General features: G+C 66.0%; 15 protein-coding genes. 11 read left to right on the top strand and 4 right to left on the bottom strand.

The window, feature by feature from the left end; translation table 11 throughout:
• Positions 1–71 precede the first annotated feature (71 nt).
• The 4 genes from CCR84_RS07100 to CCR84_RS16700 form a co-directional block, all read right to left on the bottom strand.
• Positions 72–1,469 carry a DcaP family trimeric outer membrane transporter gene (locus CCR84_RS07100; protein ID WP_201210875.1) on the bottom strand — a complete coding sequence of 466 codons (1,398 nt, stop codon included), beginning with the start codon at positions 1,467–1,469 and terminating at the stop codon, positions 72–74.
• Between the two features lie 45 nt (positions 1,470–1,514).
• Positions 1,515–2,300: a MetQ/NlpA family ABC transporter substrate-binding protein gene (locus CCR84_RS07095; RefSeq protein ID WP_201210874.1), complete on the bottom strand. Its 786-nt coding sequence runs from the start codon at positions 2,298–2,300 to the stop codon at positions 1,515–1,517.
• A 124-nt stretch (positions 2,301–2,424) separates the two neighbouring features.
• Positions 2,425–3,102, bottom strand: coding sequence for a methionine ABC transporter permease (locus CCR84_RS07090; protein WP_201210873.1), 678 nt, complete (start codon positions 3,100–3,102; stop codon positions 2,425–2,427).
• Complete coding sequence (locus CCR84_RS16700; protein WP_338052579.1) at positions 3,099–4,124, bottom strand: methionine ABC transporter ATP-binding protein; 1,026 nt, start codon at positions 4,122–4,124, stop codon at positions 3,099–3,101. The genes CCR84_RS07090 and CCR84_RS16700 overlap by 4 nt, the downstream gene beginning before the upstream one ends.
• A 288-nt stretch (positions 4,125–4,412) precedes the next feature.
• Here CCR84_RS16700 and ruvA point away from each other — a divergent pair, with 288 nt between their 5' ends.
• From ruvA to tolR, 11 genes are all read left to right on the top strand, one after another.
• Positions 4,413–4,988: a Holliday junction branch migration protein RuvA gene (gene ruvA, locus CCR84_RS07080; protein WP_201210871.1), complete on the top strand. Its 576-nt coding sequence runs from the start codon at positions 4,413–4,415 to the stop codon at positions 4,986–4,988.
• 177 nt (positions 4,989–5,165) lie between these two features.
• Positions 5,166–6,224, top strand: coding sequence for an AI-2E family transporter (locus CCR84_RS07075; protein ID WP_201210870.1), 1,059 nt, complete (start codon positions 5,166–5,168; stop codon positions 6,222–6,224).
• 51 nt (positions 6,225–6,275) lie between these two features.
• Complete coding sequence (gene ruvB / locus CCR84_RS07070; protein ID WP_201210869.1) at positions 6,276–7,346, top strand: Holliday junction branch migration DNA helicase RuvB; 1,071 nt, start codon at positions 6,276–6,278, stop codon at positions 7,344–7,346.
• 184 nt (positions 7,347–7,530) lie between these two features.
• Positions 7,531–9,465 (top strand): site-specific DNA-methyltransferase, encoded by a 1,935-nt coding sequence (locus CCR84_RS07065; protein ID WP_201210867.1) that lies wholly within the window; start codon positions 7,531–7,533, stop codon positions 9,463–9,465.
• Positions 9,462–10,520, top strand: coding sequence for a PDDEXK nuclease domain-containing protein (locus CCR84_RS07060; protein ID WP_201210865.1), 1,059 nt, complete (start codon positions 9,462–9,464; stop codon positions 10,518–10,520). Before CCR84_RS07065 ends, CCR84_RS07060 begins: the two co-directional genes overlap by 4 nt.
• Positions 10,517–13,228 carry a DEAD/DEAH box helicase gene (locus CCR84_RS07055; protein WP_201210864.1) on the top strand — a complete coding sequence of 904 codons (2,712 nt, stop codon included), beginning with the start codon at positions 10,517–10,519 and terminating at the stop codon, positions 13,226–13,228. The genes CCR84_RS07060 and CCR84_RS07055 overlap by 4 nt, the downstream gene beginning before the upstream one ends.
• Before the next feature lie 305 nt (positions 13,229–13,533).
• Positions 13,534–15,009, top strand: a complete 1,476-nt coding sequence (locus CCR84_RS07050) for a sensor histidine kinase (RefSeq protein WP_201210863.1) — start codon at positions 13,534–13,536, stop codon at positions 15,007–15,009.
• The gene (locus CCR84_RS07045; protein WP_207186243.1) at positions 15,006–16,448 is read left to right on the top strand and encodes a sigma-54-dependent transcriptional regulator; all 1,443 of its coding nucleotides are present in this window, start codon (positions 15,006–15,008) and stop codon (positions 16,446–16,448) included. Before CCR84_RS07050 ends, CCR84_RS07045 begins: the two co-directional genes overlap by 4 nt.
• A gap of 45 nt (positions 16,449–16,493) precedes the next feature.
• The gene (gene ybgC, locus CCR84_RS07040; RefSeq protein ID WP_201210862.1) at positions 16,494–16,937 is read left to right on the top strand and encodes a tol-pal system-associated acyl-CoA thioesterase; all 444 of its coding nucleotides are present in this window, start codon (positions 16,494–16,496) and stop codon (positions 16,935–16,937) included.
• Positions 16,934–17,611: a protein TolQ gene (tolQ, locus tag CCR84_RS07035; protein WP_201210861.1), complete on the top strand. Its 678-nt coding sequence runs from the start codon at positions 16,934–16,936 to the stop codon at positions 17,609–17,611. The genes ybgC and tolQ overlap by 4 nt, the downstream gene beginning before the upstream one ends.
• Positions 17,612–17,694: 83 nt before the next feature.
• Positions 17,695–18,105 (top strand): protein TolR, encoded by a 411-nt coding sequence (tolR, locus tag CCR84_RS07030; RefSeq protein WP_201210860.1) that lies wholly within the window; start codon positions 17,695–17,697, stop codon positions 18,103–18,105.
• Positions 18,106–18,108: the final 3 nt, after the last annotated feature.

Genomic DNA, 18,108 nt, shown 5'->3' with positions numbered 1-18,108 from the left:
TTATCGCCTGCAACGGGAGGCCCCTGCAGTGCAAAACTGCAGGGGCGTGGCGCTCGCGCTGCTGAAAGGGCTCAGAACAGGTTGTAGTGAACCGTCGCGTTGATCCGGTTCTGCGTGCCGGTTTCGCCTGCGAAAGTGGTGCGCTTGCCGTAAGCGTATTCCAGGCCAACCTCGGTGTTCTTGGCGACGGTCCAGAAAGTGTTGATCAAGGCTTCGTCGATCTTCTTGTTGACGGCCAGGCCATTCGTCGCGTCGTCCTTCAGCGACTCAAGCGTGCTGTCGCCGCTGAACTTGGTGTGCGCCAGGATCAGGTTGGAACGCAGCGTCGGACTCCACACGTGCGTATAGCCGACGTGCCCGCCGATCGCCTTCCACAGGTGGATTTCCTGGCCGTCGTCGTACGCGCGCTGGTAGGCCGAATTGAAGGTGTAGCGGCCGATGCCGTTGCCGCCGTTGATCTGGGCGACGAGCCTGTCCTTACCGAGATTCAAGCTGCCACCCAGACCCAGCCCCCAGGCCTGTTTGCTATGAACGTCGTTGCGGTACTGCTGCGCAAGGCCGCGCAAGGAAAAATGTCCCCAGTTGCCGGCGGTGGTGAAATTGGCGATCAGGTCCGGCGTCTTGTCGAACTGGGTGGCGGTGGCAGGGTACTTCGGCGATCCATCAGAGTTGGAGGGAACGGTAGCAGAACCCTGCGGGTTTTCGACCGACACCGCGAGCTTCGAACTCGCGTTGAGCGGCAGCGTGTAGCGGAACTGGGCCTGACGGACCCAGGGTTGCGTGCCGACGCCGTTGAAGTCGACCGAATCGACGTAGGAGCCCAGATCGGAGAAGTTCGACCAGGTCTGACCGGCGAGGAAATTGCCGACCTCACCGTAGGCATGGCGCAGGCGGAACAGCACCGAGTTGGTGAGCGTTTCACCCGAGTAGATGTTCGGCGCGTTGAAGTCGGCCTCGATCTTGGTGTGCACCTTGCTGCCATCGGCGGTCGGCGTGCTGGTTTCAAAGCCGATGCGCGAGGTGCGCGCGGTCGCGTACAACTGGTCCTTGCGCTTGCCGTCAGTCGTATTGTTCAGTGGCTGGACGGCGACGAAGGAGGCCCAGTCGTTGTTGTCGATGTCTTTTCCGCGGCTCTTCAAGTCGTAAGTTGCGTCGGCCTGGGCGTAGCCGTAGATCTTGAGCGAGGTATCGGTTCCCGGAATCTTGATCGAACCCGGCAGGTCGCCGGCGGTGACCACATTTGCCGGCAGGGCGGCGGGTGCTGCGGCAGGAGCGGCAGGCGCAACCTTCGCCGCCTGTGCGATGGCCACGGCCTGATTCTTCTGCTGCCCTTCCAGTTGATCGAGCCGTTCGGTGATCTTCTTCAAAGCTGCCCGGAGCTCTTCGACTTCACCGGCGAAGACCGGCGCAGTCGCGCCGAGCAGGCCGATGGTCGAGATCGCTACGGCGATGGTTTTCATGCGTGTCATGTGCTTTTCCCCCGTTTTTGGCTATTGGTTTCTCAGTCCGCAGGATCAGAAGGCGGGAACGATCGCGCCTTGGTACTTGGTCTCGATGAACTGCTTGACGTCGTCGCTCTGCAGGGCGCGGATGAGTTTCTTCACGTCAGCACTGTCCTTGTTGTCAGTACGGGCGACGATCAGATTGGCGTAAGGCGAGTTGCCGCTCTCGATGAACAGTGCATCGCGGGTCGGCACCAGCTTGGCTTCGAGCGCGTAGTTGGTGTTGATCAGCGCCAGATCGACCTGGTCGAGGATGCGCGGCAGCGTCGCTGCTTCGAGTTCCTTGAACTTGAAGTTCTTCTTGTTTTCGCTGATGTCCTTGACCGTGGACAGGATGTTGCGCGGGTCCTTGAGCTTGATCAGTCCGTTCTGTTCGAGCAGCACCAGCGCCCGGCCGCCGTTCGAGGGGTCGTTGGGGATGGCGATGGTCGCGCCATTGGGCAGGTCGGTGACCTTCTTGTACTTCTTCGAGTAGGCGCCGTAGGGCTCGACGTGGATTGCCGCGACCGAAACGAGCTTCGTTCCCTTGTTCCTGTTGAATTCGTCGAGGTAGGGCTTGTGCTGGAAGTAGTTCACGTCGATCCGCTTCTCGGCGACCTGAACATTCGGCTGCACGTAGTCGGTGAACACCTTGATGTCGAGAGCGACGCCTTCCTTCGCCAGTACTGGCTTGACGTGTTCGAGGATCTCGGCGTGCGGGACCGCGGTGGCGGCGATGCTCAGCTTGCCATCGGCGTGGGCCGAGATCGCGGCGAAGGCGAACAAGGCAGCGAAGAGCGGGGAGAACTTGAATTTCATGCTGACTCCTTAATGGATCAAATGGGGCCGGTGAAAAGAAAGCGGGCCGGGATGGCTGCGCCCGTCACGGGCGCGGTCAACAGTGGGACTGGGTCATGCGCGGGCTCCTGAAGGCAAGGAATGCCTATTTGTGCGAAAAATGCAGGACCAGCCGGTCGCCGAGCACCTGCAGCGCCTGCACCAGCAGCAGCAGGATGGCGACGGTGACGACCATCACTTCACTCTGAAAGCGCTGATAGCCGAAGCGGATCGCCAGATCGCCGAGGCCGCCGCCGCCGATCACTCCGGACATCGCGGCGTAGGAAACCAGCGTGATCGCGGTGACCGTGATCGCCGCCAGCAGGCCGGGCAGGGTTTCCGGCAGCAGCGCGCCGAAGACGATCTGCGGCAGGGTCGCGCCCATCGCCTGGCTGGCCTCGATGATGCCGCGGTCGACTTCGCGCAGGACGTTCTCGACCAGGCGGGCGAAAAAAGGCGTCGCGCCGATCACCAGCGGCGGAATCGCTCCCGGAACGCCGATCGAGGTGCCGATCAGCGTCACCGTCACCGGGATGAGGACGATCAGCAGGATCACGAACGGCGTCGAGCGGACCAGATTGACGAGCAGCGAGAGCACGCCGTAGATGGGCGCGTTGGCGAGTGCTTGCCGCGGGCTGGTGAGGAAGAGAACGATCCCCAACGGCAGGCCGAACAGCACCGTGAACAGCAAGGACGCGCCGACCATGATCAGCGTCTCCCCGGTCGCCAGCGCGATGTCGGACCAGCCGATCGAAGCGAAGAGGACGAGGAAATCGGGGCTCATGCGCGCAATACCTCGCAGCGAACCGAATGCTCGCCAAAGACGTTTTCGAGTCGCGCGAGATCGGGAAGTTGGCCGAGCACCTGCACCGTGATCTGCCCGTAAGGCGTGTCCTTGATGCGACCGACGACGCCATCGACAATGTTGAAGCCGACTTCGAGTGCGGCGGCGATGCGCTGCAGCACCGGCTGATAGGTGATCGCGCCGAGGAAGGTGAGGCGCACGAGCGGTCCGCGCAGCCCCTGCACCCGCATGCGGTCGACGATGTTGCCATCCGCCGGGTGATCGGCACTTTCCTGCACCAGCGCTCGCGTCAGCGCATGCTGCGGGTGCAGCAGCACCTCGACGACGCGACCCTGCTCGACAACGACTCCCCGGTCGAGGACCGCAACCCGGTCGCAGAGGCTGCGGATGACGTCCATTTCGTGCGTGATCAGGACGATGGTCAGCCCGAGGCGGCGGTTGATGTCGAGCAGCAGACGCAGGATCGACTGCGTGGTCTGTGGGTCGAGCGCCGAAGTGGCTTCGTCGCAGAGCAGCAGGTTCGGATCGTTGGCGAGCGCGCGCGCGATGCCGACGCGCTGTTTCTGGCCGCCCGAGAGTTGGGCCGGGTATTTGTCGCGATGCGCGGAGAGTTCGACCAGGTCGAGCAGTTCATCGACGCGCCGGTCCATCTCGGCCTTGCCGTATTCGCCGGTGAGTTGCAGCGGGAAGCGGATATTGTCGGCGACGGTCTTGGCGCCGATCAGGTTGAAGTGCTGGAAGATCATTCCGGTCTTGCGCCGGTAGCTCTGCAACTGGCGTTTCGCGAGCGCAGTGATATCGACGCCGTCGACCAGGATCCGGCCGCGGTCGGGGCGTACGAGCAGATTCAGGGTGCGCACCAGCGTGCTTTTTCCGGCGCCGGAGACGCCGATGATGCCGAAGATCTCGCCTTTCTCGACACGCAGACTGACATCGGAGAGGGCGGGAATCGCGCGGCCGTCGACGATGTAGTGCGTGGAGATGTTTTCGATGTCGATCACGAGGTGCCCCTTGCCGGTTTCTTCGGGGCGATGCGCCGCCTGCTGCCGGGAACGTGGTTTATCCGCTGCGGAAGTTAACATCCGGACAACGGGCGGCGAACGAAGCAATGGACATGGCCTTATGCAGAGGAAATGAATAAGGATCGATGCAAACTTGCGCTTGTCGGCACGACCCCTTTACGGCGTTCGGGACACGCCGTTCGCCTTTGCCCGGGAGAGCCCTGTCGAAGCGCGCAGCCAATGCGTGCATAATTCGCGGCTCATGGACACACGGCAAAGGAAGCACGCATGATCGGAAGGCTCTCGGGAAGCTTGCTCACGAAGAATCCGCCGCAGGTATTGATCGACGTCGGCGGGGTCGGCTACGAGGTCGATGTGCCGATGAGCACCTTCTACAACCTGCCGGGGATCGGCGAGAAGACGGTGCTGCTGATCCACCATATCGTGCGCGAGGACGGGCAGTTCCTCTACGGCTTTGCCAGCGAGAGCGAGCGCTTCGCCTTCCGCCAGCTGGTGAAGATCAGCGGCATCGGCGCGCGCATGGCGCTGGCGGTGCTGTCGGGACTGTCGGTCGATGAACTCGCCGGCGCGGTGGCGCGCCAGGAGAGCGGCCGCCTCGTCAAGGTGCCCGGCATCGGCAAGAAGACCGCCGAGCGCCTGCTGCTCGAACTCAAGGGCAAGCTCGCCGAGGCGCTGCCGAACGCCGCGCAGGCGCCGGCCGAGGATCAACATGACATTCTCAATGCCCTGCTGGCGCTGGGGTACAATGAACGCGAGGCGGCCGGCGCGGTCAAGACACTGCCCGCCGGGACCGGAACGGCGGACGGAATCCGCCAGGCGCTGAAGCTGCTCGCCAGGCTGTAGCATCGTCCAGCGCTGTGCTCGGCCTGCTCGCGCCGCCGCGCGCACCGGCAACGCCCCGCCGGGTCTGCTTCGGAGGCCCGGGCGGTGCGCCCCCGTGCCTTAACCCTTAACGCCTGACGCTTAACGCCTGACACCCGACTCATCCACGCCCGACGCCCCCCAACGCTTTCCGCCCCCATGACCAACCCGTCGAAGCAGTTTGCCCAGATCGCGCTCGTGACGGCGCTCGTCGTCGGTTGTGCGCTGGTGCTCCTCCCCTTCGTCGCCGCGATCCTCTTCGCCGCGGTCATCTGCGTCACCACCTGGCCCGTCTATGAACGCCTGCTCGAACGGCTCAAGCGGCGATCGGCGCTCTCGGCGACACTGATGACGCTGGTGCTTCTGGTCCTCTTCGTCGTGCCGCTGACGATGCTCACGGTCAGCTTCGCCGAAGGCGTCTCGGTCGCCTTCGGCGCGCTGAAGCCGCTGCTCGAACAGGGGCTGCCGCAGCATCCGCCCGAGTTCCTGCGCACGCTGCCCTTCATCGGCGAGCGCATCGACGCCTACTGGAACAGCGTCGCCTCGAGCCGCGAGGAGCTGTCGCGCCTCCTGCGCGAGGCGCTCGAACCGGCGCGCGGCATCCTGCTGCAGACCGGCAAGGCAGTCGGCAACGCGCTGCTGCAACTGGCGCTGGTCGTCTTCGTCGCCTTCTTCTTCTACCGCGACGGCGAGGCGATCGCCGAAATGCTGCGCACCGGCGCGCGCCGGCTCGGCGGCGAGCTCGGCGAACACCTGCTCTGCGCGTCGCGCAGCACGGTGATGGGCGTCATGGTCGGCATCGTCGGCACGGCGGCGGGACAGGCGGCGGTGGCGCTGGTCGGCTTCCTGATCGCCGGCGTTCCCGGCGCCATGCTGCTCGCCGCCGGCACCTTCTTCCTGTCGATGGTGCCGGTCGGCCCGCCGCTGCTCTGGGGCGGCGCCGCGTGGTGGCTCTACGACCAGGGCGAGGTGGGCTGGGCGATCTTCATGGTGCTGTGGGGAACGCTGGTCATCAGCAGCATCGACAACTTCCTCAAGCCCTTGCTGATCAGCAAGACCTCCAGCCTGCCGCTCCTGCTGATCGCGCTCGGCGTCTTCGGCGGCGCCTTCGCCTTCGGCCTGATCGGCGTCTTCCTCGGCCCGACCCTGCTCGCGCTCGGCATGATGCTGGTGCAGCACTGGACCAGCAAGTCGCCGCCGGAGCCGGTGAAATACTGAGCGGCGAACCCGCCGCCTTCTCCCGCCGGCCGCTGCGCCGGCGCATGAAACATGATCGAAACCGACGACTTTGCCCCGACTCCCCTCGCCGCTGCCGCGCAGCGGCTGATTTCCGCCGAATCGAAATCGGCCCAGGAAGACGCAATCGAGCGCGCGCTGCGCCCGAAGCGCCTCGCCGATTACGTCGGCCAGGCGAAGATCCGCGAGCAGCTGTCGATCTTCATCGAGGCCGCGAAACGACGGCACGACGCGCTCGACCACGTGCTGCTGTTCGGACCGCCCGGACTCGGCAAGACGACGCTCGCGCACATCGTCGCCGCCGAGATGGGCGTGAACCTGCGCCAGACCTCCGGCCCGGTGCTCGAGCGCGCCGGCGACCTCGCGGCGATCCTCACCAACCTCGAGCCGCACGACGTGCTCTTCATCGACGAGATCCACCGTCTCTCGCCGGTGGTCGAGGAAATCCTCTACCCGGCGCTCGAGGACTTCCAGATCGACATCATGATCGGCGAGGGCCCGGCCGCGCGCTCGGTCAAGCTCGACCTGCCGCCGTTCACGCTGGTCGGCGCGACCACGCGCGCCGGCATGCTCACCAACCCCTTGCGCGACCGCTTCGGCATCGTCGCCCGGCTCGAGTTCTACACCCCCGAGGAGTTGACCCGGATCGTCACGCGCTCGGCGCAACTCCTCAACGTTCCGATCGAGGCGCACGGATCGCTCGAAATCGCGCGCCGCTCGCGCGGAACGCCGCGCATCGCCAATCGCCTCCTGCGCCGCGTGCGCGATTACGCCGAGGTGCGCGCCGGCGGTCGCATCACGCAGGAAGTCGCCGACCTGGCGCTGGTGATGCTCGACGTCGACCACGGCGGCCTCGACCTGATGGACCGCAAGCTCTTGTCGGCGATGATCGACAAGTTCGGCGGCGGCCCGGTCGGCGTCGACAACCTCGCCGCGGCGATCGGCGAGGCGCGCGACACGATCGAGGACGTGCTCGAACCCTACCTGATCCAGCAGGGCTACCTGCAGCGCACGCCGCGCGGGCGCATGGCGACGCCGGCGATCTACCGCCACCTCGGCCTGAACGTCCCCGGTCGCGACGGCGAATTGTGGAGCGAAGGATGAGACGCTGACGGCCTGTTCGCCATGGCGTCGTCAGCGGCCGAGCGTACGGCGAGCAGGCGACGCTTCGCGCAGTCTGAAAGAATACGGGCGTCGAAGTGAAGTCCTGCGAGGAATCGGCGGCTTCGCCAGGGGAATCGGCATTGCCTGCGCGGATGAGCCTGAAAACAGGGCAAAATACCGCCCCATGACCATGCCAAAGCACAGCCTGCTCGCCGAGCTGGAACATCTTAACGAAACACAACTGCGCCGCCTGCTGGTAGAGCACCTGACCCGGCAAAAGCTCGGCCTCACCTGGGAGGCGAACGCGATCGAGCGCGACGCTGCGGTCAACGCCGACCTCGTCCTGCCGCGGCTGCTTGCCGAATACTCGTACCCACGCGAAACATCGGCCAAGTTCGCCGGCTGGCGCAACCTGATCATCGAGGGCGACAACTTCGACGCACTGCGCCTCCTGAAAGCGACGCACGCTGGGAGGATTCGCGTCATCTACATCGACCCACCGTACAACACCGGCAACAAGGACTGGGTCTATAACGACCGCTACGTCGGCGCCAATGACCGCTGGCGGCATTCGCAGTGGCTCGAATTCCTCTACCGCCGACTTTGCCTCGCGCGCGACCTGCTCACCCCCGACGGCGTGATCATGGTCTCGATCAACGACGAGAACCGCGCGCGGCTCGAACTGCTGCTGGACGAGGTGATGCCGGGCAGACGGCTCGGCAGCATCACCTGGCGCACGCGGCAGGGCTCGAATGCCGACCAGCAGTGCTTCCTCTCGGTCGACCACGAACACATCCTCGTCTATGGCAACCCTGGTTTCGCGTTCAAGGGCTTCGCCAAGAGCTACGAGATGTACGGCAACCCGGACCATGACCCGCGCGGCGACTGGCGCAGCAGCGATCTGACGCTCGGCTTCTCGTACAAGGAGCGCCCCAATCTCTACTACCCGCTGCTCGACTCGAATACGGGGATCGCCTACCCGCCCAACCCCGACCGCGTCTGGGTCTATGCGAGCGAAAGCCGGCTCAAGGAAGGCCAGACCGTGCAAGCGAAGACGATGGAGGAATTCATCGAACTCGGCCAGATCCTCTTCCCGAGCGAACAGCGCGTCGAAACCTGGTCGACGCTCGACGCGCTGCTCGCAGCGATCGATTCCGGCGACGTTCCGAAAAGTGGCAAGACGCCGCTGCTGCGCCGCGACCTGCCCAATCTGGAATTCTGGGTTGGCCGCCCGGTCGGCTTCGGTCGCCCCGCTTTCAAACGCTACAAGGCTGACCTGCGCAACCAGACGCAGCCCTTGTCGAGCTGGGTGGTGCCGACCTTCGAAGCCGGCGAGTATGAAGCCGAAGGCAGTTTCGTCGCCGCGACCAACCAGGAAGGCGCTCGCGTCGTCGCCGACATCTTCGGCGACCGCGCTTTCAACTACGCGAAGCCCTTGTCGCTGATCAAGAACCTGCTGCAACAGGCATCCCGCCCCGGCGACATCGTCCTCGACTTCTTCGCCGGCAGCGGAACGACCGGCCACGCAGTGCTCGAACTCAATGCCGAGGAAGGCCTTTCGGGCGACGACGCGCGCCGTTTCATCCTCTGCTCGAGCACCGAGGCGACGAAGAAGGAGCCGCACAGGAACCTCTGCCGTGACGTCTGCGCCGAACGCATCCGCCGCGTGCTCGCCAGCGACGACTTGGCCAAGTTCCCCAGCGCTCAGGCGAAGAAAGGCCTCGCCGGCGATTTCGCCTACCTGCAACTCGACAAGATCGACCCCGCCGACGCGCCGTTCGAGTCCGACGCCGCGCACGCCTGGCACCTGCTCGGCCTGCAACGCTTCGGCAGCATCCGCCCCTTGCCGCCCGAAGGGGTGAAATGGCTCGGACAGAGCGGCGACTGCGCGGTGCTGGTATGCGAGCGCGTCGACGAGGAAACGATCGCCGCGCTCTCTGCCTGGCCGGAAAGGCACGACGTCGCCCGGCTCGCCGTTTATTCGCCACGACCAAAGACGCTCGCCGAACGACTGGCGGCCCACGGCGTCGAGGCCAACTGCTACAGTCTGCTCGACGCCGTGCTGCGCGGACAGGCTGGCAATCCCGTGGGAGTGACTGAGGGAGGGACGCAGCGATGAGCGAACAGACGCTGCCATCGAGTGCTCGCGACGAGCTCTACGCCGAAATCCGCCGAATTCTCGTCGCCTCGCGCCAGCACGCGCGGCAGGCGGTCAACGAGGCAATGGTGCAGGCGTACTGGCAGATCGGGCGGTTGATCGTCGAGGACGAACAGGGCGGAAAGCAGCGCGCCGACTATGGCAAGAAAACGCTGAACGAGGTTGCCAAGCGACTCACTGCGGAGTTCGGTCGCGGCTTCAGCCTGGCCAACCTGCGCAATTTCCGGCAGTTCTACCTCGCCTTCCCGGCCGAGGAGATTCGCTACACGCTGTGTAGCAAATTGAGCTGGTCGCACTTTCGCGAGCTGATGCGTGTCGCCAAACCGGAAGCTCGCCTATGGTACGCGCAGGAGGCTGCTGCTCAGGGCTGGAGCGTGCGCGCACTCGACCGCCAGATCGGCACGCTGTTCTACGAGCGCCTGCTGCTCAGCCAGGACAAGGACGAGACCCGCCGCGAGGCCGTCGCCAGGATCGCCGAGGAAGCGCCACCCGACCCGCGCGAGTTCATCCGCGACCCTTACGTGCTCGAATTCCTCGAACTGCAGCCGAGTCCGCTGCTCTACGAGAAGGACGTCGAGCACGGGCTGATCGACCGTCTGCAGCACTTCCTGCTCGAACTCGGCCGCGGCTTCGCCTTCGTCGCGCGGCAGAAACGTCTGCACGCCGAAGGCGACGATTTCTTCGTCGATCTCGTCTTCTACAACTACCTGCTCAAGTGCTTCGTGCTGATCGACCTCAAGGTCGGTCGGCTGACGCATCAGGACGTCGGGCAGATGGACATGTACGTCCGGCTTTGCGACGAGCAGATGCGCGGCTCCGGCGACAACCCGAGTATCGGGCTGATCCTCTGTTCGGAACGAAACGCGGCGGTGGCGAAGTATTCGCAGCTGGCGAGCAGCGCGCAGCTCTTCGCCAGCCAGTACCGCCTGATCCTGCCCAGCGAAGACGAACTGCGCGCCGAACTCGAGCGCGACCGCGCGCTGCTCGAAGCCGCACATCAGGGAGAAGAACAATGAGTGCGCTCGACATCGTCACCGCGCAAGCGGCGGCCATCGAACCCGAAGAATTCCAGAGCGCCCTGATCGCGAACATCAGCGCAGCGCTGCTGCGCGAGCCCTCGCCGCCTTGTCTGCTGCGCGCGCCGACCGGATCCGGCAAGACATTCATGATCTCGCGCGTGCTCGAAGAAGTCAGCGCCGCACGACCGACGCTATGGCTGTGGTTCGTGCCCTTCGTAAATCTGGTGCAGCAGACCGAAAGCGAACTCGCCGCCAACTGTCTGCGGCTGACGCCGGCCTTGCTCGCGCAGGGCCGCAATCAGGAGGCGAAGGCGGGGATGGTCCTCCTGTCGACCGCCGCCGGCGTCGCGCGCGCCAAGGACCGCAAGGCCGGTTACGACGCCGACGGCGACGACGAGGTGCGCACACTGGCGGCCTTCGTCGCGCGCGCCCGCGCGCAGGGACTCGCGCTCGGCGTCGTCGTCGACGAGGCGCACATCGGTCTCGACCGGACCACCGAGTTCGGCCAGTTCGTGCATTGGCTGAAAGCCGACTTCCTGATCATGGCGACGGCGACACCGAAGGACGAGCGTCTGCTCGCCTTCCTGCGCGAGGCGGGAATGAGCGCCTTCGAGAGCTTCGCCGCCAGCCGCGACGAGGTGGTCGAAGCGCGCCTCAACAAGCGCTACATCGAAGCGGTGGTCTACGACCTGCGGCAGAGCGTGCAGACCATCGCCGACCTCAAACGAACAGTATTGAAGCAGGCCTGGAAACGGCATTGCCGGCTGAAACGTCAATTGCAGGAAGCGGGCGTCGCGCTGACCCCGCTCCTGCTGGTGCAGGTGGCAAACGGCGAGAAGAGCGTCGAGGAGGCCGAGCACGAGCTCGTCCACCTGTGCAAGGTGCATCCCGGGCTGATCGGCAAGCATTCGTCGGACGACCCCGACCCGGGGCTGATGGCAGCGATCGCCAACAATCCGAGCAAGGAAGTGCTGATCTTCAAGCAGTCGGCCGGAACCGGCTTCGACGCGCCGCGCGCTTTCGTCCTCGCCTCGACCAAGCCGGTCAACGACGCCGACTTCGCGATGCAGTTCATCGGCCGCGTGATGCGCGTCGCGCGCCCGATTCGCCAGCACTACACCCGGCCGAAGCGGATTCCGGCGGATTTCGACACCGCCTACGTCTATCTCGCCGACGCCGAGGCGCAGCGCGGCTTCGAGGCTGCGGTGCAGGCGAGCAATGCGGTGAAGAGCCAGCTCGAAGGGCAGACAGAGAAGCTCGTCGTCCGACACACCGTTTCCGGCGCGGCGGTATATACGAATCGGGAGACCCCACAGACGCCTTTGCGCTACGACCTGCCGCTGCCAGAAGATGTGCGCGCCACTCCGCTGCAACTGGAACAGTTGCTGCCGACCTCCGGTCCGCAACGCTCGCTGTTCGACGCCTTACCCGAGCAAGCCTGGCGCGGAATGGACGCAGGTGTGCAGACGCTCGACGGCGACGAGCTCGACGAGATCAGGCAGCAGACGAAGAAGGAGCGAGCAGTGCCGGTCAGCGTCGCCGACTGGCAGGATGCGCTGCAGGAGCGGGGAATCCGGGTCTATCCGCGGCGCAGCGACCTGCCGAACCTGCCCTCCGCGCTCGAACGCGAACAGCGACCGCAGCTCGCCGACATGGCGAGGGCCTCCGAGAGCGTCGCGATCCGTCTCGAACTTTCCGACGACCTGCAACGCAATGCGGTGCGCGCTGCGCTCAATCGGCTGCGCGAGAAGGAAGTTCACACCGAGCTCAACTCGGGCAGCCGTCGCGAGGAGGACGTGCTGGTGATCACCGACCGAGCCGCGCTGGCACGAGAAGCGATCGCCGCACTGAAGCGTCTACCGCAGGTGGAGGACGAGGACGTACGCATCATCGTCGACGTGCTGGCACGACGCCTGCGCGAACGCATCGACGAAGAATTTGCGGATGACGAAGAAGAGCTACGGCCGTCGGCGGTCGAACTGAAGCGCCACGCGCGCGACGCCGCGTACTGGGTGATACGGAGGGAAGCTGCGAACATCGCCGAACTGATGCAGTCGATCGTCGCCGAAGCGAGCACGCTCGAAAGCGCCAACTCCCTTCCCGACTGGATGCTCTTCCCTGCCGCGCTGAGCCTCACGCCTTCGCGGCGCAACATCTACGGCGTCCTGCCTCCTTCGGACAACGACCTCGCGCAGGTCGAGCAGTTGCTGATGCTGGACGACCGGTCATGGCTCGCCGACCGCCGCATCGGCGACACCGATGCCCCCCTGCAACTCGCGCGCTTCGACGGGGCGAGCAAGCTGAACGGCGAGGAACGCGACTTCGCCAAGGCGCTCGACCGCGCCGACTTCGTCGAATGGTGGCACCGCAACCCCGATCGCAAGCCGTGGTCGGTGCGCCTTGTTCGCGGCGAACACCAGAACTACTTCTACCCCGATTTCGTCGTCTGTCTCTCCCACTACCCTGGCGACACGCCGCTGATGCGTCTCGTGGAAACCAAGGAAAACCTGAAGGACGCGCAACGCAAGGCCAAGCGCGTTCCGAAACGCTGGGGGAAGGTGTTGTTCCTGACCCGCGAGCAGAACCGCTTGCGCGTGATCAACGAGGACGGAAGCCCGGGCGCGACGATCGACTACGACGATCTGACGCCGCTGCGCGAGTGCCTGCGTGCTTCAAGGCCGGTGGCGACGGGGAATAAAGTATAACGTCGCCAGAATTAGTCCCCAAAAATCGAAATGGGGAACAAACCACGCTGCTGTTTCACGGTAAAAAAAAAGCCCGAACAGTGTCGGGCCGAATCTCCTGGTTGTCCGCACCGAGGATCAGGTGCCGAACTGCTCCCTTCAAAGCACATCCCGTGCCAGGCGCCCGCAAAGGTCGTCATAAGCCCGGCGGCGCCTCATTAATGACGAAAGCAATAGCCGGCAAGACGACGTTTTTCCGCGCCCGGCGTTGCCACCCTCAACGCTCGGACGTTGCTAGCTGCAACTGAATGTTTCACAATTCAACGATGAAACGCTTCCAGTCCCTGCACGCCAAGATCCTGCTCGGCTTCGGGATTCCCGGCCTGCTCTTCGTCGCGCTGGCGCTGTCGGCGCTGCTGCATTTCCGCGGGCTGGAGGAGCAGATCGCCGAGCAGCAGCGGGTGACGGCGCTGCACGACTCGATCCGCTACGCGCGGCGGATGGTGAAGAACTTCCTGCTCTACCGCAAGAAGGCCGACCTCGCCGAAGCGATCGACCGCGCCGACCGCGCGATCGCCCTGTTCGCCCAACTGCCGCCGATCCCGCGCGCCGGGCGCGAGCAGGCGCAGGAAGGTGAGTTGCTGCGCCAGTACCGGCAACTGCTCGGCGAACTCGACGCCGCCAACCGGCGCGCGCGGCCTTCGCCGGAGACGGTCGAGGCCCTCGCCGAGGTCGGCGGCGAACTCCTCAATCTCGTCGAACAGCTCGACTCGCTCTCGCGCGAGCGGCTCGACGCGGCGATCGCCGCGCATCACCGCGACCTGTTGCGCGCGCTCGCGGTCGCCATCGTGCTGGCGCTGCTCGCCGGCCTCGCCGTCGCGCGCAGCGTCGCCAGGCCACTGCGCCGGGTCGAGGAGAGGCTGGAGCGGATCGCCGCCGGCGAGGGCGGACGCATCGACATCATCTCCGACGAGCGCGAGGTCGCCGCGCTGACCGACGCGATCAACCGCGCCCTCGCCGAACTCGAAAGACGCGAGCAGGCGGTCGGCCGTTCGTCGCGGCTGGTCGCGCTAGGCGGCATGCTCTCGGGGGTCGCCCACGAGCTGAACAACCCGCTGTCGAACATCTCGACCTCGTGCCAGATCCTGCTCGAGGAGATCGACGAACTCGACGCCGACGCGGCGCGCCCGCTGCTCGCCGCGATCGACAGCCAGGCCTTGCGCGCGCAGCGGATCGTCGGCGACCTGCTCGATTTCGCGCGCGACCGCCGATTCGAGCTGCGCGAGGAGCCGCTGCTGGCACTGGTCAGGGAGACGCTGCCGCTCCTGTACAACCAGATCGGCCGAGTGCCGGGGATCGCGGTCGACATCCCGCCCTGGCTGACGGTGAAGGTCGACCGGCAGCGCTTCCAGCAGGTGCTGCTCAACCTCCTGAAGAATGCCGCCGAAGCGACCGAAGCCAACGACAAGTCCGCCGGCGGCCAAGTGCGCATCAGCGCGGCGCGCAGCGAAGTGCCGGCGTCGGCCGAGCAGCCGGCGCAGTCGGGAACGCTGCTCGTGGTCGAGGACGACGGTCCCGGAATCGCCGCCGCCGACCTGGCGCGCGTCTTCGACCCGTTCTTTTCGACGAAGCCGGTCGGCAAGGGCGTCGGCCTCGGCCTCTTCGTCGTCCATGAGATCGTCGCCCGTCACGGCGGCAGCATCGGCGTCGACAGCGAACCGGGCAAGGGCTGCCGCTTCAGGGTTTTCATCCCGAACGGCGGTACGGTGCCCAGGCAGGAAGGGAAGGAAGCAGAGGCATGAACATCGACCCGTCGCGCGTCCTCGTCGTCGACGACGAGGAAATCGCCCGCAACAACCTCGCGCACGTTCTCCGCCGCGAGGGTTTTGCCGCCGACTGCGCCGACTGCGGCGAGGCCGCGCTCGAACGGATGGCAGAGGCGCGCTACGACCTCGTCCTCACCGACCTGCGCATGCCGGGGATCGACGGCCTGGCGCTGTTGCGCGAGGCGCGCCGGCGCAGTCCCGACACCGAGGTGATCGTCATCACCGCGCACGCCAACGCCGGTTCGGCGGTCGAGGCGATGAAGGCGGGCGCCTTCTACTACATCGAGAAGCCCTTCCGCCTCGCGGAAGTGCGCAAGGTCGTGCGCGAGGCAGCCGAGAAGGTGCGCCTGAAACGCGAGAACGCGAGCCTGAAGGCGGCGCTGGAACGGACCCGCGAGCAGCCGCAGATCCTCGGCAATGCGCCGGCCATGCGCGAGCTGCTCGGCATCGCCGCCGGCATCGCGCCGACCGACTGCAACGTGCTGATCGTCGGTCCGACCGGGTCGGGCAAGGAAGTGCTGGCGCGCTACGTGCGCCAGCACAGCCGCCGCGCGCAGGGGCCGTTCGTCGCGATCAACTGCGGCGCGCTGTCGGAGGAACTGCTCGCCAACGAGCTGTTCGGGCACGAGCGCGGCGCCTTCACCGGCGCCGACGGCACCAAGCCGGGGCTGATCGAGGTCGCCGCCGGCGGCACGCTGTTCCTGGACGAGGTGACCGAGATGTCGCCGGCAATGCAGGTGAAGCTCTTGCGCGTGCTGCAGGAACGCGAGTTCTACCGCGTCGGCGGGACGCAGCCGATCGCCGCCGACGTGCGCTTCCTCGCCGCGACCAACCGCGACCCGGCGGCGCGCGTCGCCGAGGGACGCTTCCGCCAGGACCTCTATTTCCGCCTCAACGTGGTCACGCTGGCGCTGCCGCCGCTCGCCGAACGGCGTGGCGACATCCCGCTCTTGGCGCTGCATTTCCTCGCACGCTTCGCGCAGCGCATGGGCAAGCCGGTCGCCGAGATCGCCCCGGAGACCTTCGAGCGCCTGCTCGCGCACGACTATCCGGGCAACATCCGCGAACTCGAAAACCTGATCGAGCGCGGCGTCGCGCTGGCGCCGGGGACGGTGCTGAGCGCCGACCTGCTGCCGGCCGGCCTGGGCAGGAAGGCGGATACGGGCAGTCCCGCGGCGCCGGCTGAGAACTCCGCCGGCGCCGCGGGCGAGGCCGCTGCGCGCACCGAGGGCGCTATGCCGCCGATCGCCCCGCTCGCCGAAATCGAGCGCCGGCACATCCTCGACACGCTCGCCCATGCCGGCGGCAACCGGGCGCTGGCCGCGCGCCTGCTCGGCATCGACCGCGTCTCGCTGTGGCGCAAGCTGCGCCGTTTCGAGGAAGACGCCGCCGCCGGGGCCGAGCCCTTGGAGTAGAATCCGGCCTTTCCGAACCATGACGTCGCGAAAGCAGGCCCGCGCATGCACCACGAACAGAAGCCGAATGCCTTCACCATCCCGGTCCGTATCTATTACGAGGACACCGATGCCGGCGGCGTCGTCTACTACGCCAACTACCTGAAGTATTTCGAGCGCTGCCGCACCGAGTGGCTGCGCTCGGTCGGCCAGGACCAGTCGGAACTGCTGCGCGACGCGGGCGTCGGCTTCATGGTCCGCTCGGTCGACGTGGATTACCTGAAGCCCGCACGCCTCGACGACGAGCTCGTCATCGGCCTCGAAGTCGAGAAGCTCGGCCGCGCGCAGATCACCTTCCGCCAGCACGCGCGCCGCGCCAACCCCGAAGCCAAGGACGGCTGGGACGAACTCGTCACCGGCGTCGTGCACATCGCCTGCGTCAACCTGACGCAGATGAAGGCGACTGCGATCCCGCCGCTGTTACGCAACAAACTGGAAGCGCTGCAATGAACGTCACGCAAGACCTCTCGATCCTCAGCCTGGTCCTCAACGCCAGCGCCGTCGTCCAGGTGGTGATGCTGCTCCTGGGCGGTGTCTCCTTCATGTCCTGGTACTACATCTTCCGCAAGTGGTTCGCGGTGAAGAAGGCGAAGCAGGAGACCGAAGCCTTCGAGCACCAGTTCTGGAGCGGCGGCGAACTGAATGCACTGTACGAGGCAGCGGCGCACCGCCGCGAGCAGGCCGGCGCCATGGAGCGCATCTTCGAGGCGGGTTTCCGCGAATTCGCCAAGCTGCGCAGCCAGAAGAACCTCGACCCGAAGGACGTGATCGACGGTGCCCGCCGCGCCATGCGCGCGACCTACCAGCGCGAAGTCGACGCGATCGACGCGCATCTCTCCTTCCTCGCTTCGGTCGGCTCGGTCAGCCCCTACGTCGGCCTGTTCGGAACGGTGTGGGGGATCATGCACGCCTTCCGCGGGCTGTCGAACGTCGGCCAGGCGACGCTGGCCTCGGTCGCCCCCGGCATCGCCGAAGCGCTGGTCGCCACCGCCATCGGCCTGTTCGCGGCGATCCCGGCGGTGCTCGCCTACAACCGCTTCGCGCACGAGATCGACCGGCTGTCCACGCGCTTCGAGTCGTTCATGGAGGAGTTCTCCAACATCCTGCAGCGGCAGATGCGATGAAGCCGGCAATGCCTGCCCTCTCGCCTGCCGCCGCGACCGGCACTGCCGAACGCTTGGTTGCGCCGCCTTTCCGGAGCCTCTGAATGCGTCCGCGTCGCTTGAAGAACGAGATCAACGTCGTCCCGTACATCGACGTGATGCTCGTGCTGCTGGTGATCTTCATGGTCACCGCACCGATGATGACCACCGCGAGCATCGACCTGCCCTCGGTCGGGCAGGCAGCGCAACCGCCGGCGCAGCCGATCGACGTGACGATCCGCGCCGACGGCTCGCTCGCGCTGCATGACCGCGCGAGCGGCGGCAAGGAGCGCGAGCTCGCTCGCAGCGAGCTCGCCGACGCCGTCCTCGCCGCGCAGAACGGCGATCCGGAACGACCGGTGCTGATCGCCGGCGACAAGACGGTCCGCTACGAAGCCGTGCTCGCCGTCATGGACGAGTTGCAGCGCCGGCAAATCAAGCGTATCGGTCTGCTCGTGCAGCCGACCGGCAAGTAGGCC

The sequence above is a fragment of the Rhodocyclus purpureus genome, from assembly GCF_016653115.1.
Lineage (GTDB): Bacteria > Pseudomonadota > Gammaproteobacteria > Burkholderiales > Rhodocyclaceae > Rhodocyclus > Rhodocyclus purpureus.
Note: the sequence above shows the minus strand (reverse complement) of the source record. Positions and strands in the feature narration are given on the sequence as shown.

Excerpts from the sequence above, each read along its gene's own strand:
- CCR84_RS07045 (WP_207186243.1), top strand. The coding sequence starts at position 15,006 with ATGAACATCGACCCGTCGCGCGTCCTCGTCGTCGACGACGAGGAAATC.
- ybgC (WP_201210862.1), top strand. The coding sequence starts at position 16,494 with ATGCACCACGAACAGAAGCCGAATGCCTTCACCATCCCGGTCCGTATC.
- ruvA (WP_201210871.1), top strand. The coding sequence starts at position 4,413 with ATGATCGGAAGGCTCTCGGGAAGCTTGCTCACGAAGAATCCGCCGCAG.
- CCR84_RS07060 (WP_201210865.1), top strand. The coding sequence starts at position 9,462 with ATGAGCGAACAGACGCTGCCATCGAGTGCTCGCGACGAGCTCTACGCC.
- CCR84_RS07050 (WP_201210863.1), top strand. The coding sequence starts at position 13,534 with ATGAAACGCTTCCAGTCCCTGCACGCCAAGATCCTGCTCGGCTTCGGG.
- CCR84_RS07075 (WP_201210870.1), top strand. The coding sequence starts at position 5,166 with ATGACCAACCCGTCGAAGCAGTTTGCCCAGATCGCGCTCGTGACGGCG.
- CCR84_RS07065 (WP_201210867.1), top strand. The coding sequence starts at position 7,531 with ATGACCATGCCAAAGCACAGCCTGCTCGCCGAGCTGGAACATCTTAAC.
- tolQ (WP_201210861.1), top strand. The coding sequence starts at position 16,934 with ATGAACGTCACGCAAGACCTCTCGATCCTCAGCCTGGTCCTCAACGCC.
- ruvB (WP_201210869.1), top strand. The coding sequence starts at position 6,276 with ATGATCGAAACCGACGACTTTGCCCCGACTCCCCTCGCCGCTGCCGCG.
- CCR84_RS07055 (WP_201210864.1), top strand. The coding sequence starts at position 10,517 with ATGAGTGCGCTCGACATCGTCACCGCGCAAGCGGCGGCCATCGAACCC.
- CCR84_RS07095 (WP_201210874.1), bottom strand. The coding sequence starts at position 2,300 with ATGAAATTCAAGTTCTCCCCGCTCTTCGCTGCCTTGTTCGCCTTCGCC.
- CCR84_RS07100 (WP_201210875.1), bottom strand. The coding sequence starts at position 1,469 with ATGACACGCATGAAAACCATCGCCGTAGCGATCTCGACCATCGGCCTG.
- CCR84_RS07090 (WP_201210873.1), bottom strand. The coding sequence starts at position 3,102 with ATGAGCCCCGATTTCCTCGTCCTCTTCGCTTCGATCGGCTGGTCCGAC.
- tolR (WP_201210860.1), top strand. The coding sequence starts at position 17,695 with ATGCGTCCGCGTCGCTTGAAGAACGAGATCAACGTCGTCCCGTACATC.